This window comes from Actinomadura sp. 9N407 (genome assembly GCF_044326315.1).
Lineage (GTDB): Bacteria > Actinomycetota > Actinomycetes > Streptosporangiales > Streptosporangiaceae > Spirillospora.
Genome location: NZ_JBIRAW010000012.1, coordinates 221,608 through 247,715, shown reverse-complemented (window position 1 = coordinate 247,715; position 26,108 = coordinate 221,608). Strand labels below are relative to the sequence as shown.

The 26,108-nt window shown below is 72.2% G+C and carries 23 protein-coding genes; 5 read left to right on the top strand and 18 right to left on the bottom strand.

Annotation, left to right across the window (positions count from 1 at the left end; all coding sequences use genetic code 11):
- Positions 1-82: 82 nt before the first annotated feature.
- The 9 genes from fahA to ACH34Q_RS21325 form a co-directional block, all read right to left on the bottom strand.
- Complete coding sequence (gene fahA / locus ACH34Q_RS21365; protein ID WP_395984755.1) at positions 83-1,261, bottom strand: fumarylacetoacetase; 1,179 nt, start codon at positions 1,259-1,261, stop codon at positions 83-85.
- On the bottom strand, positions 1,258-2,094 hold the full coding sequence (locus tag ACH34Q_RS21360; RefSeq protein WP_395984754.1) for a hypothetical protein: 837 nt from the start codon (positions 2,092-2,094) through the stop codon (positions 1,258-1,260). The genes fahA and ACH34Q_RS21360 overlap by 4 nt, the downstream gene beginning before the upstream one ends.
- On the bottom strand, positions 2,091-3,296 hold the full coding sequence (locus ACH34Q_RS21355) for a homogentisate 1,2-dioxygenase (RefSeq protein ID WP_395984753.1): 1,206 nt from the start codon (positions 3,294-3,296) through the stop codon (positions 2,091-2,093). The genes ACH34Q_RS21360 and ACH34Q_RS21355 overlap by 4 nt, the downstream gene beginning before the upstream one ends.
- Positions 3,297-3,441: 145 nt before the next feature.
- The gene (locus ACH34Q_RS21350; RefSeq protein WP_395984752.1) at positions 3,442-4,020 is read right to left on the bottom strand and encodes a MarR family winged helix-turn-helix transcriptional regulator; all 579 of its coding nucleotides are present in this window, start codon (positions 4,018-4,020) and stop codon (positions 3,442-3,444) included.
- A 45-nt stretch (positions 4,021-4,065) separates the two neighbouring features.
- Complete coding sequence (locus ACH34Q_RS21345) at positions 4,066-5,382, bottom strand: MFS transporter (RefSeq protein WP_395984751.1); 1,317 nt, start codon at positions 5,380-5,382, stop codon at positions 4,066-4,068.
- A gap of 15 nt (positions 5,383-5,397) precedes the next feature.
- Complete coding sequence (locus tag ACH34Q_RS21340) at positions 5,398-6,882, bottom strand: FAD-dependent oxidoreductase (RefSeq protein ID WP_395984750.1); 1,485 nt, start codon at positions 6,880-6,882, stop codon at positions 5,398-5,400.
- A complete protein-coding gene (locus tag ACH34Q_RS21335; protein ID WP_395984749.1) occupies positions 6,879-7,667 on the bottom strand; it encodes an SDR family NAD(P)-dependent oxidoreductase in 789 nt (262 codons plus the stop codon). The genes ACH34Q_RS21340 and ACH34Q_RS21335 overlap by 4 nt, the downstream gene beginning before the upstream one ends.
- Complete coding sequence (locus ACH34Q_RS21330; protein ID WP_395984748.1) at positions 7,660-8,460, bottom strand: SDR family NAD(P)-dependent oxidoreductase; 801 nt, start codon at positions 8,458-8,460, stop codon at positions 7,660-7,662. Before ACH34Q_RS21330 ends, ACH34Q_RS21335 begins: the two co-directional genes overlap by 8 nt.
- On the bottom strand, positions 8,457-8,897 hold the full coding sequence (locus ACH34Q_RS21325; protein ID WP_395984747.1) for a nuclear transport factor 2 family protein: 441 nt from the start codon (positions 8,895-8,897) through the stop codon (positions 8,457-8,459). The genes ACH34Q_RS21330 and ACH34Q_RS21325 overlap by 4 nt, the downstream gene beginning before the upstream one ends.
- Positions 8,898-9,017: 120 nt before the next feature.
- Here ACH34Q_RS21325 and ACH34Q_RS21320 point away from each other — a divergent pair, with 120 nt between their 5' ends.
- Entirely contained in the window at positions 9,018-9,728 is a 711-nt protein-coding gene (locus ACH34Q_RS21320; protein ID WP_395984746.1) for an IclR family transcriptional regulator, read from the top strand.
- A gap of 92 nt (positions 9,729-9,820) precedes the next feature.
- Positions 9,821-11,446: an ankyrin repeat domain-containing protein gene (locus tag ACH34Q_RS21315; protein WP_395984745.1), complete on the top strand. Its 1,626-nt coding sequence runs from the start codon at positions 9,821-9,823 to the stop codon at positions 11,444-11,446.
- Between the two features lie 5 nt (positions 11,447-11,451).
- On the opposite strand, the gene ACH34Q_RS21310 is transcribed toward ACH34Q_RS21315, so the two are convergent.
- Positions 11,452-12,042 carry a TetR/AcrR family transcriptional regulator gene (locus ACH34Q_RS21310; protein WP_395984744.1) on the bottom strand — a complete coding sequence of 197 codons (591 nt, stop codon included), beginning with the start codon at positions 12,040-12,042 and terminating at the stop codon, positions 11,452-11,454.
- Positions 12,043-12,209: 167 nt separating this feature from the next.
- On the opposite strand from ACH34Q_RS21310, the gene ACH34Q_RS21305 reads away from it, so the two are divergent.
- On the top strand, positions 12,210-13,832 hold the full coding sequence (locus ACH34Q_RS21305; RefSeq protein WP_395984783.1) for an MDR family MFS transporter: 1,623 nt from the start codon (positions 12,210-12,212) through the stop codon (positions 13,830-13,832).
- On the opposite strand, the gene ACH34Q_RS21300 is transcribed toward ACH34Q_RS21305, so the two are convergent.
- Complete coding sequence (locus ACH34Q_RS21300) at positions 13,813-14,868, bottom strand: alpha/beta hydrolase (RefSeq protein WP_395984743.1); 1,056 nt, start codon at positions 14,866-14,868, stop codon at positions 13,813-13,815. The genes ACH34Q_RS21305 and ACH34Q_RS21300 overlap by 20 nt on opposite strands.
- 317 nt (positions 14,869-15,185) lie before the next feature.
- Here ACH34Q_RS21300 and ACH34Q_RS21295 point away from each other — a divergent pair, with 317 nt between their 5' ends.
- Together ACH34Q_RS21295 and ACH34Q_RS21290 are read left to right on the top strand one after the other, a co-directional pair.
- Positions 15,186-15,485 carry a WhiB family transcriptional regulator gene (locus tag ACH34Q_RS21295; RefSeq protein WP_395984742.1) on the top strand — a complete coding sequence of 100 codons (300 nt, stop codon included), beginning with the start codon at positions 15,186-15,188 and terminating at the stop codon, positions 15,483-15,485.
- Positions 15,482-17,089 carry an AMP-binding protein gene (locus ACH34Q_RS21290; protein WP_395984741.1) on the top strand — a complete coding sequence of 536 codons (1,608 nt, stop codon included), beginning with the start codon at positions 15,482-15,484 and terminating at the stop codon, positions 17,087-17,089. Before ACH34Q_RS21295 ends, ACH34Q_RS21290 begins: the two co-directional genes overlap by 4 nt.
- Before the next feature lie 49 nt (positions 17,090-17,138).
- On the opposite strand, the gene ACH34Q_RS21285 is transcribed toward ACH34Q_RS21290, so the two are convergent.
- The 7 genes from ACH34Q_RS21285 to ACH34Q_RS21255 form a co-directional block, all read right to left on the bottom strand.
- Positions 17,139-17,579, bottom strand: a complete 441-nt coding sequence (locus ACH34Q_RS21285; protein ID WP_395984740.1) for an ATP-binding protein — start codon at positions 17,577-17,579, stop codon at positions 17,139-17,141.
- Positions 17,580-17,969: 390 nt separating this feature from the next.
- Positions 17,970-20,816, bottom strand: a complete 2,847-nt coding sequence (locus tag ACH34Q_RS21280; RefSeq protein WP_395984739.1) for an AAA family ATPase — start codon at positions 20,814-20,816, stop codon at positions 17,970-17,972.
- Between the two features lie 154 nt (positions 20,817-20,970).
- Positions 20,971-22,242 carry an ABC transporter substrate-binding protein gene (locus ACH34Q_RS21275; RefSeq protein ID WP_395984738.1) on the bottom strand — a complete coding sequence of 424 codons (1,272 nt, stop codon included), beginning with the start codon at positions 22,240-22,242 and terminating at the stop codon, positions 20,971-20,973.
- Positions 22,239-23,507, bottom strand: coding sequence for a branched-chain amino acid ABC transporter permease (locus ACH34Q_RS21270; RefSeq protein ID WP_395984737.1), 1,269 nt, complete (start codon positions 23,505-23,507; stop codon positions 22,239-22,241). Before ACH34Q_RS21270 ends, ACH34Q_RS21275 begins: the two co-directional genes overlap by 4 nt.
- Complete coding sequence (locus ACH34Q_RS21265; RefSeq protein WP_395984736.1) at positions 23,500-24,399, bottom strand: branched-chain amino acid ABC transporter permease; 900 nt, start codon at positions 24,397-24,399, stop codon at positions 23,500-23,502. Before ACH34Q_RS21265 ends, ACH34Q_RS21270 begins: the two co-directional genes overlap by 8 nt.
- A complete protein-coding gene (locus ACH34Q_RS21260) occupies positions 24,396-25,280 on the bottom strand; it encodes an ABC transporter ATP-binding protein (protein ID WP_395984735.1) in 885 nt (294 codons plus the stop codon). Before ACH34Q_RS21260 ends, ACH34Q_RS21265 begins: the two co-directional genes overlap by 4 nt.
- Positions 25,277-26,077 carry an ABC transporter ATP-binding protein gene (locus tag ACH34Q_RS21255; protein ID WP_395984734.1) on the bottom strand — a complete coding sequence of 267 codons (801 nt, stop codon included), beginning with the start codon at positions 26,075-26,077 and terminating at the stop codon, positions 25,277-25,279. Before ACH34Q_RS21255 ends, ACH34Q_RS21260 begins: the two co-directional genes overlap by 4 nt.
- Between the last annotated feature and the right edge of the window lie 31 nt (positions 26,078-26,108).

Here is a 26,108-nt window from a genome sequence, read left to right as displayed (position 1 = left end):
TCATTGTCTGTGGATGTTGAAAAAATACCCCCTTAGCAGGCCGTGTCCGCTGTGACCGAGGTTGCGATTTGGAATCGAACGATCACGGAGTCGTGCGGCCGACCACCCGTCCGCGCACCTCGCCGAAGCCGATCCGGGTACCGCCGGCGCCCGGCGCGGTGGCGGTGATCGCGACCTCGTCGCCGTCCTCCAGGAACGATCGCTCCTCCCCGTTCACCGTGACCGGCTCCTTCCCGCCCCAGGTCAGCTCGATGAACGCGCCGCGCTGGTGCGGCTCCGGACCGGAGATGGTGCCCGACGCGTACAGGTCGCCGGTCCGGGCCGAGGCGCCGTTGACGGTCATGTGGGCGAGCATCTGGGCGGGGGACCAGTACATCTCGCGGTACGGCGGGTGCGAGACGGCCTGGCCGTTCCACTCCACCGTGAGATCGACGTCCAACCCCCAGGGGGTCTGCTCGCGCAGGTAGGGCAGCGGCTCGGGGTCCTGGACCGGCGTCGGTACGCGCGCCGCGTCCAGTGCCAGCAGGGGGACGACCCACGCGGAGATGGACGTGGCGAAGCTCTTGCCCAGGAACGGGCCGAGCGGCACGTACTCCCACGCCTGGATGTCGCGCGCCGACCAGTCGTTCACCAGCACGGCACCGAACACGTGCCGGGCGAAGTCGTCGCAGCTCACCGGGCTGCCGAGCGCCGATCCTGCGCCGACGATGAAGCCGAGCTCGGCCTCGATGTCCAGCCGCCGGCACGCGCCGAACGTCGGCGCGGCCTCGGCCGGTGCCTTGCGCTGGCCGTACGGGCGGACGATCTCCGTCCCGGAGAGCACGACCGTCCCGGCGCGGCCGTGGTAGCCGACCGGCAGGTGCTTCCAGTTGGGCTTGAGCGGCTCGTCATCGGGACGGAAGAGCCGGCCGAGGTTGGACGCGTGGTGCTCGGAGGCGTAGAAGTCCACGTAGTCGGCGACCTCGATCGGCATGTGCATCGTCACCGCGCCGATCGGATGGACCGCCTCGTCCGGCACGTCCCCGCGTACGAGATCGGTGATGCGGGCCCGCACCTCGACCCACCGCTCGTACCCCTGCGCCATGAACGCGTTGAGCGAGGGCCGCGCGAAGACCTCGTCCCCCAGCGCGACCGCGAGGTCCACGACCGAATCGCCCGCGCGGACGCCCGCGCGAGGTGCCGTCCCGGCGGTCGAGAAGATCCCGTACGGGAGGTTGGCGAGCCCGAACGGGGAGCCGTCCGGGATATGGATCGCGGTCATGCGGGGTCTCCTCCTCCGGCCACAAGGCCGAGGTTCGCGAGGTCGGTCAGGGGATCGGTGATGCTGCACGTACCGAAGGACAGGAAGCGTTCGCGGACGGCCGTCGCGTCCAGACCGGCGAGGGCCCCGGCCAGCCCGGGCCCGTCGCGCCGGGCCAGGACCGTGGCCAGATCCGCCCGCGACGCTCCGCCGAGGGCGGCGCCGGTGGCGAGCAGGACGTTGAGGAATCCGTGCTGTTCGAAGCCCGTTTCCGGATCGGTGTTGCGGACCGCGTGATGCAGCCCGGCGGTCGCCTTGAACGGCACGCCCGCCTCCACCACGGCCCGGATCGCGTCAGCCAACTCCGCCTCGTCCGGGTAGAGGTGGGCCTTGACCCCGCCGGTACGGAACTTGGCCCGGTAGGGGGTGCCGGGGAGCGCGGCGATGAGGCCGGGGCGGCGCTCGTCCCGGGGTATCTCCACGAAGACCGGTACATCGGAATCCATGCGGTCGAGCACGCCGAAGAGCTCGGCCGGGGGCATGCCTTCCGGGACCGCGACCTCGATGGCGACGAGCCGTACGTTCGGCAGCGCGGCGGCCTCGGCGAGCGCCCCGGTCACATGCTCGGGACCCGCCGGAACGGTGACCACGAGATCGAGCCGTTCCCCGTCCGGAAGCAGTGGCTCCAGGTCCTTGAGCGCGGGCGCCGCCACGACGAACGAGCCGATCAGCTCCGCGTGGCCGGACGCCTTGTGCCGCAGATGGGCCGGTACGGCCTCTGCCAATGGCATCAGCCCGGGCGGGAAGACGGCGGCGTCATCGCACAATCCATGGAAGACCGGGGGAAGCCTCACGAGGTGTCTCCTACCCTGCGGCCCGCCCACGTCCATGCGTACGCGGGATCCTCGCAGGCCAGACCTCCCTCACCCAGCTCCAGCGGCCGGAACGTGTCGACCATGACGGCCAGCTCGTCGAAGAACTCGACCCCGATGCTGCGCTCGTACGCGCCGGGCTGCGGCCCGTGCGAGTGCCCGCCCGGATGGACCGAGATCGACCCCTGCGCGATGCCCGAGCCCTTGCGCGCCTCGTAGTCGCCGCCGCAGTAGAACATGATCTCGTCGGAGTCCACGTTCGAGTGGTAGTACGGCACCGGGATGGACAGCGGGTGGTAGTCCACCTTGCGCGGGACGAAGTTGCAGACCACGAAGTTGTGGCCCTCGAACACCTGGTGCACGGGCGGCGGCTGGTGCACCCGCCCGGTGATCGGCTCGAAGTCGTGCACGCTGAACGTGAACGGGTAGAGGCAGCCGTCCCAGCCGACGACGTCGAACGGATGCTCCGCGTAGACCATCCGCGTACCCGCGAGCCCGCGCGAGGTGCGATGCTTGACCAGGACCTCGATGTCGGTGCCGCTGCTGCTCATCGGCGCTGCGGGGCCGTGCAGATCCCGTTCGCAGTACGGGGCGTTCTCGAGGAACTGCCCGAAGCGCGACAGGTAGCGCTTGGGCGGGTGGATATGCCCGACGGCCTCGATGATGTACGTGCGCAGGGGCTCGTCGCCCTCGGGCAGCCAGCGATGCGTGGTCGACGTCGGGATGACGACGTAATCGCCGGGCTTGGCCTGGAGGGCCCCGAAGATGGTCTCGACGGTCGCCCGCCCGGACTCCACGTACACGACCTCGTCGCCGGTCGCGTTTCTATACAGCGGCGACGCGGCGGAGGACACGGCGTACGAGAGCCGTACATCGGCGTTGCCGAGGACGAGCCGGCGCCCGGTCACGGCGTCGTTCCCGGCCCAGCTCTCCTTGGGGAACAGCTCGTGCAGCCGCAGGTGGCGCGGCTTGAGCGGATGGTTGGGCGCCGTCGCGACGTCCGGAAGCTCCCACACCTGCGAGTCGACGATCGCCGACGGCAGGCCCCGGTGGTAGAGGAGCGAGGAGTCGGAGGAGAACCCCTCCTCACCCATCAACTCCTCGAAGAAGAGCTTGTCGTCCTGGCTGCGGAGCTGTGTGTGCCGCTTCGGCGGAACATCGCCGACCTGCCGGTAGTACCCCATGACCGCCTCCCAGGTAGTTCATCTATGTACTATCTTCCGCGCGTCGTCCGTCCCGTCAACCCTGCCCCCGCCCGCTCCGTTGACTCGTGGCGTGTTCGCCCTTCCACGGCGGCGAACGGGCGAACACGCCACGAGTCAACAGGGGTCAGCTGCGCTCGCGGACGTCGAACTGGTCCCGGTTGGCGATCAGCTTGTTCAGCAGCATGACCAGGATCCGCTGCTCGGTCTCGGTGAGGACGCCGGTCCACTGGTGCTCGCGCTCGTTCTGCGCGCTGAACTCGTCCAGCATCTTGCGCTGTCCCTGCTCGGTCAGCGACAGCAGGACCGCCCGCCCGTCCCGCTCGCCGGGCGTGCGGGCGAGCAGGCCGTCCGCCACCAGGGTCTTGGCCAGGTTGGACACCGCCGCCCGGCTCATCCCCGCCAGCGTGGCGGCCCGCCGCGCCTCCAGCGGCCCGGCCAGCCAGGTCACGAACAGCAGCCGGAACCCCGCCCAGGAGAGCCCGCGCGGCCGGTGCACCGCGGCCTCCAGGTCGTACGTGACGATCATCGAGGCCCGGTTGAGCGTCAGCAGCGTCCGGGTGGCGAGCCGGTGCGGGAACCCGAACTCCTCCGCCAGCCGCCGGTCGGCGAGCTCCACGAACGACCAGAAGTCCACCGCATCGCCGCCGCCCGCCGCCGGGGCTCGCTCATCGTCGGTGCGCTCGTCGGTGCGCTCATCGGCCATGGTCGTCACTCTAGCCATCGGACGGCAATGTGGTTCATGCATGTACTACTTCAGCGCGCCCGGACGGTCCCGGGGCACCCGCAGGAAGGCCAGCATCACGGCGCAGACCACCAGGCAGCCGATCGGGAAGAAGAGCCCGACCGTGGCGTCGTCCACAGTCGCGTTCTGGCCGATCACGTACGGGCCGAAGAACCCGCCCAGCGCCGCGATCGAGTTGATCGCCGCCAGCCCCACGGCGGTGTGCTCGCGCGAGAGCACCCGGGCGGCCATCGCCCAGTACGGCGCCATGTAGCCCAGCACGCCGATCGCCACCAGCGACAGGCAGATCAGCGCCGGTACGGGTTCGTGCCGGAACTGGATCGTCCCGAACAGCCCCGCCGCGGCCAGCAGCATCAGCGCGATGACGTGCCCGCGCCGTTCGCCCGTACGGTCGGAGTTGCGCGCCACCAGCAGCATCCCCACGGCGCCGACCAGGAACGGGATCGCGCCGAGGAAGCCGATGTTGGTCGCCGAGTACGACGGATCCATCTGCTGGACGATCTTCGGCAGGAAGAACGTGAAGCCGTACAGCCCGCAGGCCGCGAAGAAGTTGGCCACCGCCAGGTAGAGCAGCTTCGGATCGCGGATCACCTTCAGCTCGGCCAGCGGGCCCTTGTGCTCCTCCGGCGAGTACTCCTTCGCGATCTCCTCGTTCAGCCAGGTGCTCTCCGCCTTGCTGAGGAACCGCGCCTTGGCCGGGTTGTCGGGCAGGTAGAACAGCACGAGCACGCCCAGCACGATGGCCGGCAGCCCCTGCAGGATGAACACCCAGCGCCAGCCGCTCAGATCGAGCCACTGCACGTGGTCGAGGATCAGCCCGCCGGTCAGGCTGCCCAGGATCATCGCGATCGGCTGCGCCAGCGCCAGCGCCGCGATCGCCCGGCCGCGCTCGCCGGACCTGAACCACAGCGTCATGTAGAGGAGCAGCCCGGGGAACAGGCCCGCCTCGGCCACGCCCAGCAGGATCCGGGCCGCGTACAGCTGGGTGACGCTGTGCACGAAGCCGGTGCCCACGGTCACCAGTCCCCAGGTGATCGCGATCCGGGCCAGCCACAGCCGGGCCCCGACCCGCTTCATCACCATGTTGCTGGGGATCTCGAACACCACGTACGCGAGGAAGAAGATCGCCGCCGCGGCGCCGAAGGTGGCGGTCGTGATGGCCAGCTCGTGCTCCATGCCGAGCTGCGCGTAGCTGATATTGGCACGGTCCATGTAGTTGAAGACATAGAGCAGTCCCACGATCGGCAGGATGCGCAGGGACACCCGCCGTACGGTGCGGGCACCGATGTCGGTGTCCTTCTGGGAGGTGGTCGGACTGGCCATCTCTCGCTCCTCGACTCAGGAAAATTCGGGGGGACCGGCCGCGACGGCCGGCCTGGCCTCAGGGGCTGGGCCGGGACTTTGAAGACGGGCGGCCTGCGCGCCGGCCAGGCCCGCGAGGCGGCCCATGGTCAGCGCGTTGGCGACGGCGTTGCCGCCGCCGACGTAACGGAGCCCGAGCACGCCGGCGCCGGCCTCGCCCGCGGCGTACAGCCCTGGAACGGCCTCGCCGCGCGCGTCCAGGACCTCGGCGGCGGAGTTGATCTCCAGCCCGGCATGCGTGCACACCAGCTCGGCGGGCAGCGTCCGTACGGCGTAGAACGGCGGCTCGCCGATCGGGTCCGGCGGCCCGGACGCGCCCTTCGCGGCGAGCGTCTCGTGCCGCCGGAAGTCGTCGTCGCGCCCGCGCGGCAGCTGATCGTTCCAGCGCCGGACCGTGGCCGCCAGCGCGTCCGGCGGGACACCGATCGCCCTGGCCAGCTCGTCCAGGCTGCCCGCGCATGCCGTACGGCCCGCCTCGGCCTCCGCGCGCACGACCTCGGGCGTCCAGTGCGCGTACCCCGGCGGCAGCCCGAGCCGGGCCCGCTCGTCGAAGACCGCCCAGACCGGGCCGTCCTGGGCGTCGATGATGCCGCCCGACACCGCGTACGAGGCGTCCTCGTCCATGAACCTGCGGCCCCGCCCGTTCACGTGGATCCGCGACGCGGGCGGGAACCCCGACTGCCAGTGGTGCAGCCGCTGGAAGTACGCGGTCGGGAGCATCAGCCCCCAGTCCTCGCCGGTCACCGCCGCCCCGACCTGCTCGCCGAAGCGCAGATGGTCGCCCCGGCTCCCCGGCGCCGCCACCACGAACAGCGCCTCGCCCGCCCGGCCGGTCGCCGGGTAGTAGCGCTTCAGCAGATCCGGATCCTGCGCGAAGCCGCCGCTGGCCACCACGACCGCACCGGCCCGTACCTCGACATCGTCGGCCACGACCCCGGCGACGCGCCCGTCCTCCTCGATGAGGCGCTGGACGCGCGTGCCGAGGACGATCTCCACGCCGCCCTTCCGGCAGGCCCGCGCCAGCGCGTTCACCAACCCGAGCCCCTGATCCTTGGGGACGTGCCCGCGCCAGACGTCCTCGACTCCGGCCCGGGTGAGGCCCGGCATGTGCGCGTTGTGCGAGACGGCGGCCGGGATCTCCACCCCGAGCCCGATGAGCCACTCCAGCGCCGGCCCGGCCTGCTCGCAGAACGTCCTGACCAGGCCCGGATTGAGCCGCCAGTGGTTGAGGTCCATGTAGTGCTGGTAGAACCGCTCGGCCGAGTCCTCGATCCCGAGTCCGGCCTGCACGCTCGTACCGCCGGCGGTGAACATCCCCGCCGACAGCGCCGTCGACCCGCCCAGCTCCCGCTCCGACTCGAACAGCAGCACGGACGCGCCCCGTTCAGCCGCCGAAGCCGCAGCCGCAAGCCCGGCACCCCCGCCCCCAACGACGACGAGATCCCACTGGGTATCTGTCATGACAGATCGCCTCCGGCGTCGGCGAGGATGCGGTGGTAGAGGCCGTTGGAGACCAGGCCGCCGTCGACGGTGACCTCGCTGCCGGTCATGTACGTGGAACGGTCCGACAGCAGGTGGAGGACCACGTCGGTGATCTCGTCCGGGCGCCCCAGGCGGGCGGCGGGGATGCTGCCGAGCGCGGCCTGGACGAACGTGTCGGAGCCGTCCAGCAATGCCGTGTCGACCAGGCCGGGATGGACCGAGTTGACCCGGATCCCCCATTCGGCGAGGCTGCCGGCCGCCGACTTCGACAGCCCGGTCAGGCCCCATTTGCTGGACGAGTACGCGGGCGAGAAGTAGCCGATCTGCCCCGAGATCGAGGAGATGTTCACGATCGAGCCGCCGCCCGAGTCGCGCATCAGCCCGGCGACGGCCTTCATGCCGTAGAAGGGGCCGGAGAGGTTGATCCGCAGCACCTGGTCCCAGACCTCGTCCGGAGTGTCGAGGAACTCAAGGCGCCGCGAGATCCCGGCGTTGTTGACGAGGCCGCCGAGTTCGCCCTGGGCGGTACGGATCTCCTCGACCGTACGGGCCCAAGCAGGGGCGTCGGTGACGTCCAGAGCGTGACCGCTCGCCGAGCCACCCGCGTCCCGGATCGAGTCCACGACCGGCGCGGTGTCGGCGACGTCGGCCACGCACACGTGGACGCCGCGCGCGCCCAGCGCTCGGGCATGGCCCGCGCCCATGCCCGAGGCCGCTCCGGTGATCAGTACGACCCCCGGATAGCGGACGAGCTCCTCAGACATGGCGGGATCCCCCGTCCACCGCGATGCTGTGGCCGGTCACGTACCGGGCGCCGTCCGACAGCAGGAACAGCAGCGGGCCGAGGACCTCCTCGGGCGAACCGAGCCGGTGTAGCGGTACGGCGTCGAGCGCGTGCCGGAGCGCGGCGGGGTCGTCCTTCACCCACTGGGTCATCTCGGTGTCGATGTAGCCGGGCGCCAGCGCGTTGACCCGGATGCCCTGGTCGCCGAACTCGACCGCGAGCGACTCGGTCAGGTGTGCCACCGCGGCCTTGGAGGCGCAGTACGCGCCGCGTCCACGGCGTACACGCAGGGCCGACACCGACGACATGTTGACGATCGCGCCGCCGGGCCCCATGTGGCGGGCGGCGGCCTGCGCGCCGTACAGGACGCCCTCGACGTTGACCGACAGCGCCGCGCCGATCTGCTCGGACGAGATCTCGTCGGCCGTCGCGTACGGGAAGATCCCCGCGTTGTTGACCCAGAAGTCGAGCCGGCCGAACCGTTCCACCGCCGTACGGGCCAGCGTCTCGTGGTCCCCGGCCCGGGTCACGTCGGCGTGGACGGCGACCACCTGGCCGGCCTGCCCGGCGAGATCATCGGCGGTGGCCTTCATCGCGGCCTCGTCGATGTCGGCGCCGACGACGTGCACGCCGCGCGCGGCCAGCCCGGCGGCGAACCGCGCGCCCATGCCGCGGGCGGCGCCGGTGATCACCGCGACCTTGCCCGGGAACTCCGGGTACACGGCGGTCATCGGATCGTGCTGGACCCGCCCGGGCCCGGCTGTGCCGGTCATGCGTTCTCCTCGGTGGTTTCAGGGGCGTCGTCGCGGCGGACGGTCCGGCGCCGGATCAGCCACCGGCCGCCGACCTGGAGCAGGTCGTCGGTGAGGGTGGTCATCCGGTCGAGCCGGGACGGCCCGCCGGCCGGCGTGCTGACGATCTGCAGGTACGCGCGGACCGTGGCGCGATGGGCGTCCGCCGCCTCGACATGGACGTTGGTCAGGACATGGCGCGCCCGTCCGGCACCGGCCGCGAACCGTTCGGCGAAGGCCGTCAGGTCGCGGGTGCCGATCACGGGCTCGGGATAGGACGGCGAGTGGAACTCCCCGTCCGGGGTGAACGTCGCCGCCCACTCCGCTGCCCGGCCCTCGTCGATCAGATGGCTCTGCGCCCCGTACAGCCACTGGATGCGCAGCAGCGTCTCGGCGCTGATCGGGTCGGCGGGCGGCATGTCATGGACCTTTCTGTCCGGAAGCGCTTGCTTTCTCGGTGAGATGTGCGATTATCGCAATCAACGTGCGATGTTCGGCCACCGTATGTAGCCTGCTTCACGTCCGTCAAGAGGAGTGCCATGTCAGCGACGCGCGGCGACGGCGTCCCGGCCGCGATCCAGCCGGATTCCGGGATGTCCAAGACGCTGCACAACGGCCTGCAGATCCTGGAGTTGCTGGTCCGCCATCCGAACGGGCTGTCACTCACCGAGATCGCGGAAGCCGTCGGCGTACACCGCACCGTGGCGCACCGCCTGGTCCGGACGTTGGAGGCCCACCACCTGTGCCGCCGGGACCGCTTCAAGCGGATCTCCCTCGGCACCGGCCTGGTCCGGCTGGCCGAGCCGGTCGAGCAGGACCTGCGTACCCTCGCCAGGCCCGTCCTGGAGGAGCTGACCGACCGCACGCAGGCGACCGCGCACCTGGTCGTCCGCGAGGACGCGGAGACGGTCCGGATGCTGATGATCGTGGAACCCCGCCGCGCCCGGATGCACGTCGCGTTCCGTCCCGGCCAGGTCGACCCGATCGACCGCGGCTCGGCCGGCCTGGCGCTGCTGGCCGCCCTCCCGCCCGTCCCCGGTGAGCGCGAGGAGGTCGCCCTGGCCCGCAGCCGCGGCTTCGCCGTCTCCTACGGAGAGATCGCCTCGTCCGTCATCGGCGTCTCCGCCGTCGTCCCCGGCGCCCGTACCCAGACGAGCATCGGCCTGTCCCTCTTCGAGGCCCCCGATGTGGACGAGCTGGGCCGTACCGTCCTCGAAGCCGCCGACCGCCTAGCCACCCACCTCCGCTGACCCTGGCCAGTGAATGAGTGCCTCCCGGTAGGAGGCGGGCAAGCCGGTGCCGCCGCGTGTTCAACCGCTCGGGTGGGCTTAGGGTGCGGGGCATGGTGAGGGTTGGGCCGTTCACTGGGCAGGTCGCGGCCGGGTGGGAGCGGGAACGGCGGTACGGGGTGCCTCGCTGGGTGATCGAGCGGGCCACCGGGCGGCGGGTCGCGGGGGACTGGCGTGGTGCCTGTGCGGCGGCGGGGATCGAGGTCGGATTCGAGCTGGGCGAGGTTCGCCGGAAGTACGGCGCGGCCGTTGCGGAGGCGCTGGAGGAGGACCTGCGGCATCTGGCCCCTGACCTGCTCCGCTGGCATGTGGGCGATGGCGGGAACACGCAGGTGTTGAGTGAGTACCGTCCCGGGGATTCGAGTGGGCCTGAGGTGTCGTTCCTTCGGTCTGGGGACTTTCCGATGCTCCGCCTGGCCGGGGCCGGTCGCGGGGGGAGCATGCGGCCGTGCCTCGGTTTCGGTCAGGGGAAGGGAGCGACGTGGTTCACGCCTCGCCATCTCTGGGACGTGCGGCGGGCCGGGGAGCTTCTCGTACGGGGCGGGGGGCGAGAGCGGGCGCCGTTCTTCAACGCGGACGGGACATTGCGGGAGGAGCTGCCCGGTTCGGAGCCCGAGGGGGCGGTCGAGCAGGCCGAGTGGATCTCGTCGCTGCATGAGCGTGGCGAGGTCGAGGCGGCGTTCGCGGCGGCCGGTATCGAGTTGCGGTTGTGGAGGAATGAACGGCTCTCCAGGGACCGGCGGCTCGAAATGCTGCGGCTGCTTCCGATCGCTCTGTACCGGGTGGAGGCGGAGGTCAGGCGGCTTGCCCCGGAGGGTGCACGGACCTTCGTCGTTCAACAGAGCCTGGATCAGTACGGTCCGGCCGGCCGCGCGGGCCTGTTGCTGGAGTTGCCCGAGCAGGGGAACGGCCTACGCGCCATGTATCCGGCTGAAGCGGGCCGGCAGAAGGACGTTCCTCAACTGCCTGAGATGTTCTGGCATCGGCTTCCAGATCTTGATCTGGTGCGGGCGGGGCGGCTCACCCCGGACGAGTTGCATCCGCTCGTACGGGACGCTCTGTTCCCGGCGCGGGAGCCGGCGGCCGGACCGGTCGGGCCACGTGAACCTGAGCCTCCGGGGTTGGCGCGGGTGCGGTGCCAGGGAAAGTGGCATGAGGTGTCGTTCCGCAACGGGCGGCTGTGCCATGACCACACGGACCAGGAGTGGCAGCGGGAGCATGCGATGCGTGCCCTGGGCGGTGCGGTCGCGGGCTGCTTCGCCGTACGGGAGGAGTGGGCGGGACGCGGCGCGCTGCCCCGGGCGTTGCGAGAGCAGCGGCGGGAGCTGTTCTGGAGGGCCTCGTACGGCGACACCGAGGGGGTGTTCCGGCTCCTGGATCTCGGTCACGACCCGTTCACGCGGGACGGCGAGGGCCGTTCGCTGCTGCACTGCCTGAGCCGTCTGGAGTACGAGGAACTGCTGCCCCGGCTGCTGGACGCGGGGCTGGACATCGAGGCGCGCGACGCGCAGGAACGGACGCCGCTGATGGCGGCGATCGTTGGGCCGGCGCCCGCCGCGACCGTACGGGCGCTCCTGGACGCGGGCGCGCGAGCCGATCCGGGCCACCCGGCCTCCTGGCCGGCCCAGATGCTCGACCGACGTGACGACCTGGACTTCCTCAAAGAGAGGCTGAGCTAGGGGGGTCAGGCGAACGGGCCGGACATCTCGTCGAGGGTCTGCTCCATGAGGGTGCGCAGTGAACGGGGCGGCTGCTCGTCGGTCCAGCGCTGCGAGGCGACCCGCATGGAGGTCAGGAACGCGGCCGCCATCACGCGGGCGCGGAGGGCGGTCTCGGGGAGGCCGTCGCGGGCGGCGATGGCCTCGGCGAGGCGGCGCTCGAACGTGGCGACGTGGGCGAGTTGGCGGCCCAGGACGGTCGGATGCCGGCGGGCGAGGCGGGTCTGGACGGCCCACTGCGGGTCGGGCTCGCCCTTCTCCTCGTACAGGGCATGGCAGGTCAGCCGGAGCGCGGCCCAGGAGGATTCGCCGGGCGGGCGGGCGGTGAACGCCTCCAGCAGCGTCTCCATCCGCTGCTCGTCGCCGTAGAGGAGGGCGTCCTCCTTGGCGGCGAAGTAGTTGGAGAAGGTGCGGCGGGATACACCGGCGGCGTCGGCGATGGCCTCGACGGTGACCTCCTCGAGGCCGCGCTCGACCGCGAGCCGTACCGCCGCCTCGTGCAGCGCCGTGCGCGTCGCCTCTTTCTTGCGTTCGCGCAGTCCCACCGGGGTGCCCATGATGCGACCAGCCTATCCAGGGAAATTAATCATGCTCACTGGGAAAAGTTGCCCACTGGGAATATTATCCGGTCGAGCGGCATTTCAGCTGTGTCACTCTCCCCGAACCTCACGCCTGGAGGCAGCACTTGAGCGTGCAGACCTCGTCCGGACCCGGCGCCCCGCCGATGACGCACCGGCAGATCCTGAACGCGCTGAGCGGCCTGCTGCTCGTGCTGTTCGTCGCGATGCTGAGCGGGACCGTCGTGTCCACCGCGCTGCCGCAGATCATCGGCGCGCTCGAGGGCAGCCAGTCGCAGTACACCTGGGTCGTCACCGCCACCCTGCTGGTCTCCACGGCCAGTACCCCGATCTGGGGCAAGCTGGCCGACCTCTACGACAAGAAGAAGCTGCTGCAGCTGGCGATCGTGATCTTCACGGTGGCCTCGCTGCTGTCCGGCTTCGCGCAGGACACCACGCAGCTGATCGCCGCCCGCGCCTTCCAGGGCCTGGGCATGGGCGCGCTGCAGATCCTGGTCCAGATCGTGATGGCCAGCATGATCAGCCCGCGCGAGCGCGGCCGCTACTACGGCATCCTCGGCGGCGTGATGGCGGTGGCGACGGTGGGCGGCCCGCTGCTGGGCGGCCTGATCGTCGACACCTCCTGGCTGGGCTGGCGCTGGTGCTTCTTCGTCGGCGTCCCGTTCTCGGTGGTGGCGTTCGTGCTGCTGCACAAGACGCTGAAGCTGCCGGTGATCCGGCGCGACGATGTGAAGATCGACTACTGGGGCGCGCTGTTCATCGCGGGCGGCGTCAGCCTGCTGCTGCTGTGGATCACGTTCGTGGGCGCCTCGTTCCCGTGGCTGTCCTGGCAGACCGCCGCGATGGCCGGCGGCGGCGTCGCGATCCTGGCCGTGGCCGTGCTGGTGGAGGCCAAGGTCGCCGAGCCCGTCATCCCGCTGGACGTCATCGCCCGCCGCAACACCGCGCTGTCGATCGTGGCGAGCCTGGCGGTCGGCATGGCGATGTTCGGCGGAGCGGTCTTCCTCGGCCAGTACTTCCAGATCGGCCGCGGCTACAGCCCGACCAAGGCGGGCCTGCTCACCATCCCGATGATGGCCGGCGTGCTGCTCTCGTCCACGATCATCGGCCGGCTCACCACCAAGACCGCCAAGGTCAAGCCCTACATCGTGTTCGGGACGGTCGTGCTGACCGCGGGCTTCCTCGTGCTGGGCTTCATCGACGCCACGACCCCGCTGGTGTACGTCGGGTTCGGGATGCTGCTGGTCGGTATCGGCGTCGGCGCCTCGATGCAGAACCTCGTGCTGGTCGTGCAGAACTCCGTACCGCTGCGCGAGATCGGCGCGGCCAGCGGCGTCGTCACGTTCTTCCGCTCACTCGGCGGGACGATCGGCGTCTCGGTGCTCGGCGCCATCCTGGCCAGCCATGTCGCCACCAACATCACCCGCGGCCTGGAGAAGATGGGGGTCCAGGGCGGCGGCGACGCGGCCGGGGGCAGCCTCGACATCGCGGCCCTGCCGGGCCCGGTCCAGGAGGTGGTACGCGCCGCGTACGGCGACGCCACCGGCCAGATCTTCCTGGTCTCGGCCGCCATCGCGGTCGTCGGCATCATCGCGGCGGCGGCGCTCAAGCCGGTCGTCCTGCGTGACGCCCTCGACATGCCCGCCGCCCCCGAGGCGGGGGCCGGCCCCGAGCCCGAAGCCGGCCCCGAGCCCGAAGCCGGGTCCGAGGCCGAAGCCGGGTCCGAGGCCGTGCCCGCGACGGCCGGTGTCAAAGCCTCCGAGCGCTGATGGAGGCCATCAGGGACGGCCACACGGTCTTGGTCTCGCGGATCCAGGCGGGCCAGTTGTGCCGGCCGTCCCCGTAGATGTGGGCCGTGTAGGGAACGCCGAGCTGGTCCAGGCGCTTGCGGAACTCGACGTTGTTGTTGCCGATGGCGATCTCGCTGAGAAGGCCGATGTCCCACGGCGCGACGTCCGGGTCACCGGGGCCTGGCCGGCCGGTCGTTCCCGAAGAGAAGAACAGCTTGGTGCCGCGCAGCTTCTCGGCCTGCGCGGACGGGTCGTACGACTTCCAGTTGGCGTCGTCGGCCCACGGGATGCCCCAGATGGCGAACGGGTCCTGGCCGTTGCCCGCGTTGGTGAACATCAGCAGGGCCGGGATGCCGGGCGAGCGCATCGACAGCAGCCCGCTCAGTGACGCAACGTGCTTGAACATGCCCGGGTGGCGGGCGGCGTAGGAGAACGCGCCCTGGGCACCCGATGAGTTCCCGATCGCCGCGCGCAGCCCACCCGCGTGGTAGTTGCGCTCCATGAGCTGGCGCACTTCCGTGGTGTGGAACGTCTCCCACTTGGGCGTCCCGCGCTTGCCGTAGTTGAACCAGTCGGCGTACGAGCCGTTCGAGGCCTCCGGCATGACCACGATGACGTTGTACTGGGCGGCCCACGCCTCGATGTCGGTGTTGCGGGTCCACGAGGTGTAGCCGTCCTGGCCGCCGTGGTAGGCGTACAGCACCGGCCAGGTCGTGGTCGCGTCCGCCCGCCAGTTCGCGGGCAGCAGGATCCGGGTCTTGACCGACTTGCCCAGCGACGGCGAGTCGATGGTGACGTCCACCTGGTTCGCGCTCAGCTTCGCGGTCTTGGTGATCTTCGCCCCGGTGTCGGCCGCCTTGAGGGCGAACCCGGTCCGTGCCTGCGCCGTACCGGTGGCCGTGACACCCAGGGACGCGACCATGACGGCGGCGAGCGCGCCGGCGGCGAGTGGCCGCCTGCCGCGGCCCGGGGCGGAGCTCGGACGGCGCCTCGTCAGGCGGGCCTTACCTGTCATGCCTTCACCTCGCTGCGATGGCCGGATCGGGTTTCGGGCACACGGCCGTCGGTGCAGTGTCCTGGATCGGGCCGAGTGGATCTAGGTACAAGTGTGACAATCCGGGCTTACTGGACTGAGCGGGATTGAGTAGGCGCAGGGGGTGGGGGGCCGTGTAGGCCGGCCGCTCGCACCCGGAAGTTGTCATGACGTTAATAACGACGCGTCCGAATACCTGGTCTGACGCAGGAGCCCGCCCCGTACCGCCGCCCCTACGGTCGGGACCCAAGCGGAGAGCCGCCCGATCCCCGCCGCTTCCTGGGAGGAGGCCCATGTCCATGGCCCCTGTTACCGCCTACCCGCCCGCCGCCGCCGTGCGCGCGACCGTGGCCGAGCCCCTGGCCGAGATCTGGATGGACGGCGCGGAGTGCGTGGGGAACTGGGAGCTGTTCTTCCCCGACCACGCCGACCCCGGCCCGGCCAAGCGGATCTGCGAGGGCTGCCGCGTCCGCCGCCAGTGCCTGGCGCACGCGCTGATGAGCGAGGAGCGGTACGGCATCTGGGGCGGCATGACCCCGGGCGAGCGGCGGAGCCAGGCCCGCCGCCTTCCCCCGAACCGTCGTGGGGGCGGCGCATGAGCGGAGCATCGGACATCGGACGGCGCACCCGCGCGGTCGGCCGGATCGCGGCGATGATGGCGCGCAGCGGGCTGCTGCGTCCCGGCCCGCCGCACCGCGTCGCCCGCCAGCTGAACGCGCTGCGGCGCTGGGGCACCCTGCTGGGCGGCACGTTCACGTCGGCCGCCGCCCGCGACCCCGGCCGGATCGCGCTCATCGACGACGACGGCGAGCTCACGTACGCGGAGCTCGACGCCCGTACCGACCGGCTGGCCGCAGTGCTCGGCGGGTCCCGCGTCGCGGTGCTGTGCCGCAACCACCGGGGCATGCTGGAGACGCTCATCGCGTGCAGCAAGGGCGGCGCCGATCTCGTACTGCTCAACACCGGGATGAGCACCGCGCAGCTGCTGGCCGTACTGGAACGGCACGAGATCGGGGTCGTGATCGCCGACCCCGAGTTCGCCGAGTTTCTGGCCGCCGTACCGGACGCGGTACGGGTGGTGACCGCGTACGGGCCCGACCGCGGCCTCGACGAGCTCATCGCGTCGGCCCCGGACACCAGGCTCGCGCCGCCGCCGAAGGCCGGCCGTACGATCATGCTCAGCTCGGGGACGACCGGCCCGCCCAAGGGCGCCGATCGGCACTCCCGTCCGGGCATGACGCCGCTCGCCTCGATCCTGTCGCGGATTCCGTACCGGCTGCACGAGCGGATGCTGATCGAGGCACCGCTCTTCCACACCTGGGGCTACGCGATGCTCCAGACGGCGATCTCGCTGCGCGCGACGATCGTGCTGCGGCGCCGCTTCGATCCCGAGTCGACCCTGAAGGCCGTCGAGTCGACCGGGGCCACCGCGCTGGTCGCGGTCCCGGTCATGCTGCAGCGAGTGCTGGAGCTGCCCGCTGAAACGCTGGCTTCCTGCGACACCTCGTCGCTGCGGATCACGGCGGTCAGCGGGTCGGCCTTGCCGGGCGAGCTGGCGACCGCGTTCATGGACGCGTTCGGCGACGTCCTCTACAACCTGTACGGGTCGACCGAGGCCAGCTGGGTCACCATCGCGACCCCCGCCCACCTGCGGGCGAGCCCCGACACGGCGGGGACCCCGCCGCCGGGGACCCGGGTGGCGATCCTGGACGAGCGGGGCGAGCCGGTGCCGGCCGGGACCACGGGACGGATCTTCGCCGCCAACGAGCTGCTGTTCGCCGGCTACGTCGGCGGCGGCACCAAGGAGATGCGGGACGGGCTGATGTGCCTCGGCGATCTCGGCCGGCTGGACGAGGCGGGCCGGCTGTTCGTCCGGGGCCGGGACGACGACATGATCGTCTCGGGTGGCGAGAACGTGTTCCCGAGCGCGGTCGAGGAGGTGCTCGCGCGGCTGCCGGAGGTACGCGAGGTCGCGGTCATCGGGGCACCGGACGACGAGTTCGGGCAGCGGCTCGTCGCGTACGTCGTGCCCAAGCCCGGCGAAACGCTCGACGCCGACGCGGTGCGCGCGCACGTGCGTGCCAACCTGGCCCGCTTCGCCGTGCCCCGGGACGTGCACTTCGTCGGTGAGCTACCGCGTAACGCCACCGGCAAGGTGGTCCGCGCCCGTCTCACTCCCGAAGCCCAGGACGACCCGGCCTGACCCGCACCGGCGCCCACGGTGGCGGCCGTGGCGGCGGCCACGGGGCCGGTCAAGGCGGTGGAGCGGGCGGTACGGAGCAGGTGCAGCCGGGCGACGGTCCGGCGCACGCCGCCACGACGAACCACAGCCGGGTCTCGCCGGTCGACTGCTCCAAGGCCCACTCGGCGGCGAGCGCGTCGATGACGCCCAGGCCGCGGCCGTGGTCGGTGCCGCATCTGGCCAGGTCGCGCCGCCCGTCCGGGCCGCCGTCACGGACCTCGACGCGCACCTGGTGCCCGTCGGTCGTGACCGTGACCCCGATCGGCTCGGAGCCGTGCAGCACGGCGTTGGCGATGGCCTCGGAGGTCATCAGCTCGATGTCGTCCAGCAGGTCACCGTCGCCGATGACCTTGGCCGCGCGCTCCCGGACGGCGCGGCGAGCCGCCCGTCCCTGCACGAGGCCACCGGACAACAGGAGCCGGTCGCCGAGGCGTTCCATGGCGGTCGTCATGACGGCGCCTCCATGACGGTCCATGTCTTACCGAAGATCACGGGATCACCACTCTGTGAGATCGGAAGCGCGCACCGTCATCATTCATCTACAGGGAGTGATGAGGCAACGCATCGTGCGACTGATCTTTTTTCTTCAGGGAGAGGCAGCCCCGAGCCGAGGTCCCGGGGCGGGTACCGGGGCCGGACCGATGGCGGGTTCCACCGTACCGCGATGCAAGGCGGAAACCGGGCCGCTCCGCCGAAACCGCAGAGGTCGCGGGCGGCGGAGGGCCTCCCGGCACCCCCTGCCGCCCGCGACCTCGGTCGTTCGGGACGTGGCCCGCGCTCAGTCCGGCCCGTGCTCGGTCCGGCCCGTGCTCGGTCCGACCCCGCTCAGTCCGGCATGCGCTCAGCGCAGCAGGTGCGCCAGCTCGATCCGGGACCGGATGCCGAGCCGGGCGAAGATGTTGCGCAGATGGCCGTCCACGGTGCGCGGACTGATCACCAGCTGCGCGGCGATCTCCCGGTTGGTGGCGCCGCCCGCGACCAGCCGGGCGATCTGCAACTGCTGCGCGGTCAGCTCGTCCAGCGGCCCGGCCTCCGTCCGCTCCGTGTCCTCCAGCGTCTCCCCGGCCGCGCGCAGTTCCGCGCGGGCGCGGGCGGCCCAGGCCTCGGCGCCGGCCCGCTGGAAGATGTGCGCGGCGTTGCGCAGATGCGCCCGCGCGTCGCGGGGACGCCGGCCGCGCCGCAGCCGGTGCCCGTACAGCAGCGCGGTACGGGCCAGCTCGAACGCCGACTCGCCGTCCTCATGCAGCCGCAGCGCCTCCTCGTAGTGCGCGGCGGCGGTCTCGTCGTCGTCCGCCAGCAGGGCCCGACAGCGTTCGACCAGGGCTCGCCGGCCGGGACTCTGCGACCGGGCCGCCCAGCGTTCGAACGCCGCGAGCGCGCGCCGCGCGATCTCGGGCCGGCCGATCCGGACGGCGGCCTCGACGAAGTGCGGGATCGCCAGCAGCCGCAGGATCGGGTAGCCCGCGCCCGTCGGGTGGCGGAGCCGGGCGACCGCGTCCGCCGGACGGTCGTCGGCCAGGTCCAGGCAGGCCATCGCCCAGCTGCCCAGCGAGGTGGCGCGGACCAGCTCGCGCCGGCCGCCCTCCTCGGCCAGGCCGTCCAGATGGCCGAGCGCGGTGTCCCGGTCGCCGCGGAACGCGGCCAGCAGCGCCAGTACGGCCCGCTGCTCGATCGCCTGGTTGCGCTGCCCGGCGGCGCGGGCCAGCCGCAGCCCCTCCCGGGCGGTGGACTCGGCGGCCGGGTAGCGGCCGAGGAGGACCTCGCAGTGCGCCAGCAGGGTCAGCGCCCTCGGCTCCATCACCGCGCCCTCCCGGCCCCGGCTCCCGGCGACCGCCCGCGCGGCCAGCTCGCGGGCCCGCCGGTCGTCGCCGAGCACGATCGCGGCGGCCGCCGCCCAGGTCTTGACGTCCCCGTCGTCCATCGCGTCCGCCAGCTCCAGGACGCGGCCCAGCCTGCCGGCCGCCTCCTGGTGCCGGTGGTGCGCGGCCGCCGCCATCCCGGTGAAGTACTCCAGGGCCAGCTCCACCAGCGGGGACTCCGCCGGCGAGGACCGTTCGGCGAGCCGGATCGCACGTTCCACGATCACGCGGTGGCAGTGGTGGTCGCCGGTCGTGTCGGCGGCGGCCGAGGCCTGCAGCAGCGCGTTCAGCGCGAGCGGCGGGTCGACCTCGGCGAGCTGCTCGGCGGCCTCCTGCAGGATCCACAGCGCCATCACCGGCAGCCCGTCGAACAGCTCGATCTCGCCCTGGAGCAGGTCGGCGCGGCCGAGCCGGCCCGGGTCGGCGGTGCAGGGGCGGACCTGCCTGAGCATCGCGCGGGCGCGCCGCATCCGGCCGGCCTTCCAGGCCTCGCGGGCGGCGGCGATGTACCGGTCGGCGCGCGCCTCGGGATCGGCGGTGAGCTCGGCCGAGCGCTGCCAGGAGCGGGTGGCCTCGGCGTGCCTGCCGACGCCCTGCAGGACCTCGGCCGCGCCGGTGAGCTCGCCGGCCAGCGCGTCGTCGGCGCCCTCGGCCATCGCGGCCCGGTGCCAGCTGCGGCGCGGGGCGTGCCAGCCGCGGTCCAGGACGCGGGCCAGCAGGTCGTGTACGGCGCGCCGCTCGGCCGGCGAGGCGTCCGCGTACAGGCTGGACCGGACGAGCGGGCTGGCCATCTCCACCCGGTCGCCCTCGATCCGGATCAGCCCGGAGGCGCGGGCCCATTCCAGCTCCCGCATGTCGATGCCGTCCTCGGAGGCGGCGCGGGCCAGCGTGTTCTGGTCCAGCCGGTCGTCGGCGGCGGCCAGCAGGACCAGCCGCCGCGCCCCGGACGTCAGCCGCAGGTAGCGGCGCCGGTAGTGGGACCGCAGCGTGCTGCGGGCGGGCAGCGCGCGCGGCGGTGCCGCCGTGCCGGCCAGCTGGTCGGGGGTGAACGCGGCGGCGAACTCGGCGAGCGCCAGCGGGTTGCCGCTGGCCAGCTCGACCACCTCGGTGGCCAGCTCGTCGTCCAGGTCGCCGCGGGTGAGGCTCTCCAGCATCCGGACGCCGTCGGCCTCGTCGAGCGGGCCCAGCGGGAGCCGCGGGATGTCGGCGAGGCAGTCGTCCACGGCGGACGCCTGGTGCCCGGTACGGGCGGCGAACAGCATGGCGACCGGGGCGTCGCCGATCCGGCGCGCGGTGAACGCCAGCGCCTCCAGCGACACCCGGTCGAGCCGGTGGGCGTCGTCGATCCAGCACAGCACGGGACGGTCGGCGGCGGCCTCGGACAGCAGGGAGCAGACCGCCGCGTACAGGGTGAAAGGCGGGGTCGCGGTGCCGCCGCCGTCGGCGACGAGCGCGAGCGCGGCCGCCTGGTTGCGAGGGAGCCTGGGGATCACGTTCGCGACCGGGCGCAGCAGGCGGTGCAGCCCCGCGTACGGGACCGCGCTCTCCTGCCGGATGCCGCGGGCCCGCAGCGTGCGGAACGCGCGGCCGGCCCGGCCGGCGGCGATCTCCAGCAGGGCGCTCTTGCCCATTCCGGGTCCGGCGACGATGGCGAGCGCGCCGCCGCGCCCGGCGTGGGCGTCGCCGAGCAGTTCGCCGAGGGTCTCCAGCTCGCGGTCCCGGCCGTACGCGACGGCCGGCGGGGCTGCGCCTCGCGGAGCCGCGGGAAGGCCGGGCCGGACAGGGATGGTGCGGGGCTGGGGCAGGACGGTTGTTGTACCGGAAACCACGTCACACTCTCCGTTCGTGTCGAGCGGGCGCACGAACCCCCGAGATATGAGTGCCGCCTGTCCCACCGCCGCGCCCGGAGGCGCGGCGGTGGGCGATCACAGGCGACGGCCGCCGTTGAATTGCGTCAAGCCGTTGAGCCGGGTCATGAGGTCACTATCCGGCCGGCGGGTTGTAGCCCTTGGCGAGCTCGGACTCCTTGGCCTCCTCTTCGAGCTTGGTGCCGCCGAGCGAGTCCTTGTCGGGCTTCACGACGTAGCTCGCCCGGGCGGCGGGACGGTTCGTCTGGGTGAAGTCCATCGGCGCACCGCCCAGGCCGATCTCGAACGCGTTGGTCGAGCGGTGCGCGGTGACGATGCCGTCCCGGGACAGGTCCTTGGCGGCGCACGCCTTCTTCAGCGCCTCCCCCACGACGGCGGCGGTGGTGTAGCCCGAGTAGACCGAGGCGTCCAGCGGCTGGCCCTTGTACGCCATCTGGTACTCGCCCGCGAGCTTCTTGATCCCCGGCGTGTCCACGCTGAACGGCGGCGCGGCCGTCATCACGTAGTAGTCCTTCTGGAAGGCCGGGCCGACCGGCGTGGCCAGCAGCTGCTGCGCGAAGGCGGAGTTGCTCGCCGCGAACGGCACGTTCAGGCCGGTCGCCGCGGCCACGCCGACCAGCGAGGCGGCCTGCTTGGGGCTGACGCTGACCAGGATCGCCTTGACCCCGGCCTTCTTGAACGCGCCGACCTGCGCGGTCATGTCGGCGTCGGTGGCCTTGACCTGCTGCTCGACCAGGGTGAGCCCGACCTTGCCGGCGGCGTACTTGGCGCCGGCCAGCGCGCTCTGCCCGTAGTCGCCCTCCAGGACCAGGTGGCCGATCTTGTCGCCCTTCTTGACGCCCTTCTCCCGGGTCAGGAAGTCGACGCCGTTGACCATGTCCAGGTCATAGGTGGTGCCGGTCATCTGGACGTGCTTGCTGCCGAGCAGCGTGTGCGCCCAGGCCTGCGGGATCGTGAGCAGGTGGTCGTTCTCCAGCCGCTGCTTCAGCGCGACCGTGATCGGCGAGCCGATCACCTGCGGGATCGCCGCCGAGCCCGGGGCGATCTCGCTGTAGGCGGCCAGCGCCTTCTGCACGTCGTAGCCGTGGTCCCTGACCTTCAGCTCGATCTTGCGCCCGCAGATGCCGCCGGCGGCGTTCAGCTGGTCGTAGTAGAGCTTCTGGGCCTGGGTGACGCCCTTGCCGAGCGGCGCGTACGGCCCGGTCATGTCGGTCAGCGCGGCCAGCGTGATCGTGTCCTTGGTGACGCCGGGCCCGACCTTGACGCCGTCGGCCCCCTCACCACCGGTGGACTTGCCGCTGCAGCCGGCGGCACCGGCCGCGACGGTCAGGGAAAGGGCCGCGGCCGCGACCGCGGTGACCCGCCGCCGGTACATCGGTTGCTTCATGCTTTTCGCTCCTCGAGGTCATGACTGTTGGAAGGGCCGTGCGCGCCGCCGCGCCGGGGCGGGCCCGTGCGGTGGCGGTTGCGGGGACGGATGCGCGTGAACAGGCCGAGCAGGCCGTACGGCAGGAAGAGCAGCACGGCCACGAACACGGCGCCGTACACCAGCCGGGCCGCCTCGGCGGGGGCCAGGCCCGACGCCGAGCCGGGCTCGGCGACCAGCGGGAGGCTGCCGCCGTAGCGGGTCAGCAGCGGGGGCAGGATGGAGACGAAGACCGCGCCGAGCACGGCACCGCCGACCGATCCGAGCCCGCCGATGACGATCATGGCGAGGTAGTCCAGGGCGAGCGCGAGCCCGAAGTAGTCGGGCACGGTGCGCTGGAAGACCAGGGCCAGCAGCACCCCGGCCAGCCCCGCGTACATCGACGACAGCACGAACGCGGACGCCCGGAAGCGGCTGACCGGCACGCCCAGCGCGCCGGCCGCGATCTCGTTGTCGCGGACGGTGTTCAGCGCGCGGCCGGGCCGGGAGCGGAGCACTCCGCGCGCGAACCAGGCGGCCACGACCAGCACGGCCAGCCCGAGGTACCAGAGCCGTTCCAGGGCACCGAACGGCACGCCGAGGATCAGCGCCGGGTCGGGGACGTCGGCGAACCGGATGCCGAACAGCTCCAGCGGCGGTACGGCGCGGCCGTTGACGCCGCCGGTCACCGGCTCGGCGCGGAACAGGATGTGCTGGCCGATGAAGACCAGCGCGAGCGTGGCCACGCCGAGCGAGGCGCCCTTGAGCCGTCCGGCCAGCGGCGCGCACACCCCGCCGGCCAGCCCGGCCACCACGACCGCCGCCAGCGCGGCGAGCCAGGTGGGCAGGCCCATGCCGGTCAGCTCGTGGCCGGACACCTTCTCCGGCTCGGCCGCCAGCCAGACGTAGGAGTACGCGCCGATCGCGAGGAAGAACGCGTGCCCGATGGACAGCTGGCCGGCCGCGCCGGTGAGCACGTTCAGGCCGATGGCGCCGACGGCGGCCGACATCGCGAACAGCCCGGCCTGCAGCCAGAACGAGTCGGCGTAGAACGGCAGCACCAGCAGGCCGGCGAGTCCGGCGCCCAGCAGGATCGCCGGCGGCCCGAACCGCGTGCGCTTCGGTGCCGGCTGGGCAGGCGCCGGCGGCTCAGGTGCCTGCGCGTCGACCACGGGCCTGTCGTCCACGGGCACGTCGTCCACGGGCTTCTCGAACACGGGCTTGTCGGACACAGGCTTCTCAGACACGGGCGGCCTCCCGCGTTCCGAACAGCCCGGCGGGCCGTGCCAGCAGCACCAGCGTCATGAGCAGGTACGGGGCGACGTCGGCGAAGCCGCCGCCGAGGATCGCGAAGTCGTTCTGGTAGCCCACCACGGCGGACTCGGTGATCCCGATCAGCAGCCCGCCGACCAGGGCGCCGGTGGTGGAGTCGATCCCGCCGATCACCGCGGCGGGCAGCGCCTTGAGCGCCGCGTACGACGTCGTACGGTCCAGGCCGGGCGTGGGGAACACGCACAGGAACAGCGCGGCGAGGGCGGCGAACGCCCCGGCGACCGCCCACGCGCCCGCCGAGACCCGGCCGAGCCGCACGCCCATCAGCGCCGCGGTCTCGCGCCGCTCGGCGGTGGCCCGCATCGCCACACCCCAGGAGGTGTACTTGAAGGCCAGCAGGAACGCGGTGATCGCGACGAACGCGATGGCGATGGCCGCCAGCCGGGTCTGCGCGATCGTGACGCCGCCGATCTCCACGACCTTGTTGCCCCACGGGTCGCCGAGCGGCAGCACCCGGGTGCCGATCCGGCGGGTCAGCTCGACGGTGAGGATGATGTCGACGCCGATCGTGACGATGCTGAGCGTGGAGTGCCCGCCCGCCGCGCTGGCCTTGAGCCGGCGCAGGATCAGGATCTCCACCAGCGCCGCCAGCACCGCGGTGGTGGCGATGCCCGCCAGCAGCGCGGCGGGGAAGCCGATGTCGTCGTGGAATTCGGCGATCACGTAGCCGCCGGCCAGCAGCAGCGACGGCTGCGCGAAGTTGATGACCTCGGTGGCCTTGAAGATGATCACAAAGCCCAGCGCGATGAGCGCGTAGACGGCCCCGCTGGAAAGTCCGTTGACCAGGACCTCGGCAAATGCCGTCACGGTTGTGTCCCCCCTTGCTCGTGGTTGGTGGTCGGGGACGGGGTCAGGCTCGGGTCGCCGGTGCCCGTGCCGAGGTAGGCGCGGATGACCTCGGGGTCGCGCTGGATCTGGGCGGGCGGGCCGCCGGCGATGCGCTTGCCGAAGTCGAGCACCGTCACCTCGTCGGCCAGCCGCGCGACCATGTCCATGTCGTGCTCGACCAGCAGGATCGACAGCCCGAGGCCCGTCCTGACCTGGCGCAGCAGCGCCGCCATCTGCCGGCGCTCGCCGCCGTTCATCCCGGCGACCGGCTCGTCCAGCAGCAGCAGCCTGGGCTCCAGGCACAGCGCGCGGGCCAGCTCGACGCGCTTCTGCACGCCGTACGGGAGCAGCCCGGCCGGGGTGGCCAGGTGCTCGGCGATGCCGACGAACTCGGCGATCTCCCGGACCCGCTCGCGGTGCCGCCGCTCCTCGCGGCGCCCGTGCGGCAGCCGCAGTCCGGCCGACACGAAGCCGGTCCGGGTGAGCCGGTGCCGGCCGAGCATGAGGTTGTCGGCGATGCTCAGCCGCTGCGACAGCGCGATGTTCTGGAACGTGCGGGCCACGCCGAGCCCGGCGATGCGGTGCGGGCTGAGCGAGGTCAGTTCGGAGCGGCCGAGCCGGACGCTTCCGGCTGTGGCGCGGTACACGCCCGACAGCACGTTGAAGCAGGTCGACTTGCCCGCCCCGTTGGGTCCGATCAACGCGTGCAGGCTGCCGGGCGCGACGGTGAAGTCCACCTCGTCGAGCGCGGTGAGGCCGGCGAACCGTACGGTCAGCCCCCGCACCACCAGCTCGGGGACGGCGGGCCGGCCGGACTCTTCGGCCGCCGACCGCTGCCCGTTGGACTGGGCGACGTTCATCCGGTCCACCTCGTGAGCGTGCGCACGGGGCCGGCCGCCGCGATCTCGTCCTCGGTGGCCTCCTCGGAGATGCCGAGGTAGCGGTCCCGGATCTCGGGGGACGACGCCAGCTCGCTCGCGGAGCCCTCCAGCGCGACCGCGCCGACCTCCAGGACGTAGGCGTACGAGGCCAGCTCGAGCGCCAGCGCCGCGTTCTGCTCGATCAGCAGTACCGCGATGCCCTCGCCGTTGATCGCGCGGATCGTCTCGGCGATCCGGCCGATCATGATCGGGGCCAGGCCGAGGGACGGCTCGTCCAGCAGCAGCAGGCTGGGCTCGGCCATCAGCGCGCGGCCGATCGCCAGCATCTGCTGCTCGCCGCCCGACAGCAGGCCGGCGCGCTGCTTCTCGCGCTCGGCCAGCACCGGGAACAGCCGCAGCACGCGCTCGCGGGCCGCCGCGACCGACTTGCGGTCGCGGGCGCCGAGGGCGCCCGCGCGCAGGTTGTCGCCGACCGACATCCGGGCGAAGACCTCGCGGCCCTCGGGGACCTGGACGACGCCGCGCCCGACGATCTGGTCCGCGCGGCGGCCGGTCAGGGTCGTGCCGCCGGCCGAGACGGCACCGGACCGTACGGTGCCGCCGTGGTACGACAGCACGCCGGAGACGGCGCGCAGCAGCGTGGACTTGCCGGCCCCGTTGCCGCCGAGGACGGCGACGAAGCCGGCTTCGGGGACCAGGAGGGAGACCTCCCGAAGGGCCCGGACGGGGCCGTAGTCGACCGTCAGATCGGTCACGGTCAATGCCGGTGGACTCATCCGGAAGTCCTCCCGCGCCCGCGTCGCTGAA

Coding starts and splice junctions, on each gene's coding strand:
- fahA (WP_395984755.1), bottom strand. CDS start 1,261: ATGACCGCGATCCATATCCCGGACGGCTCCCCGTTCGGGCTCGCCAAC.
- ACH34Q_RS21355 (WP_395984753.1), bottom strand. CDS start 3,296: ATGGGGTACTACCGGCAGGTCGGCGATGTTCCGCCGAAGCGGCACACA.
- ACH34Q_RS21350 (WP_395984752.1), bottom strand. CDS start 4,020: ATGGCCGATGAGCGCACCGACGAGCGCACCGACGATGAGCGAGCCCCG.
- ACH34Q_RS21345 (WP_395984751.1), bottom strand. CDS start 5,382: ATGGCCAGTCCGACCACCTCCCAGAAGGACACCGACATCGGTGCCCGC.
- ACH34Q_RS21340 (WP_395984750.1), bottom strand. CDS start 6,882: ATGACAGATACCCAGTGGGATCTCGTCGTCGTTGGGGGCGGGGGTGCC.
- ACH34Q_RS21335 (WP_395984749.1), bottom strand. CDS start 7,667: ATGTCTGAGGAGCTCGTCCGCTATCCGGGGGTCGTACTGATCACCGGA.
- ACH34Q_RS21330 (WP_395984748.1), bottom strand. CDS start 8,460: ATGACCGGCACAGCCGGGCCCGGGCGGGTCCAGCACGATCCGATGACC.
- ACH34Q_RS21325 (WP_395984747.1), bottom strand. CDS start 8,897: ATGCCGCCCGCCGACCCGATCAGCGCCGAGACGCTGCTGCGCATCCAG.
- ACH34Q_RS21320 (WP_395984746.1), top strand. CDS start 9,018: ATGTCAGCGACGCGCGGCGACGGCGTCCCGGCCGCGATCCAGCCGGAT.
- ACH34Q_RS21315 (WP_395984745.1), top strand. CDS start 9,821: ATGGTGAGGGTTGGGCCGTTCACTGGGCAGGTCGCGGCCGGGTGGGAG.
- ACH34Q_RS21310 (WP_395984744.1), bottom strand. CDS start 12,042: ATGGGCACCCCGGTGGGACTGCGCGAACGCAAGAAAGAGGCGACGCGC.
- ACH34Q_RS21305 (WP_395984783.1), top strand. CDS start 12,210: ATGACGCACCGGCAGATCCTGAACGCGCTGAGCGGCCTGCTGCTCGTG.
- ACH34Q_RS21300 (WP_395984743.1), bottom strand. CDS start 14,868: ATGACAGGTAAGGCCCGCCTGACGAGGCGCCGTCCGAGCTCCGCCCCG.
- ACH34Q_RS21295 (WP_395984742.1), top strand. CDS start 15,186: ATGGCCCCTGTTACCGCCTACCCGCCCGCCGCCGCCGTGCGCGCGACC.
- ACH34Q_RS21290 (WP_395984741.1), top strand. CDS start 15,482: ATGAGCGGAGCATCGGACATCGGACGGCGCACCCGCGCGGTCGGCCGG.
- ACH34Q_RS21285 (WP_395984740.1), bottom strand. CDS start 17,579: ATGACGACCGCCATGGAACGCCTCGGCGACCGGCTCCTGTTGTCCGGT.
- ACH34Q_RS21275 (WP_395984738.1), bottom strand. CDS start 22,242: ATGAAGCAACCGATGTACCGGCGGCGGGTCACCGCGGTCGCGGCCGCG.
- ACH34Q_RS21260 (WP_395984735.1), bottom strand. CDS start 25,280: ATGAACGTCGCCCAGTCCAACGGGCAGCGGTCGGCGGCCGAAGAGTCC.
- ACH34Q_RS21255 (WP_395984734.1), bottom strand. CDS start 26,077: ATGAGTCCACCGGCATTGACCGTGACCGATCTGACGGTCGACTACGGC.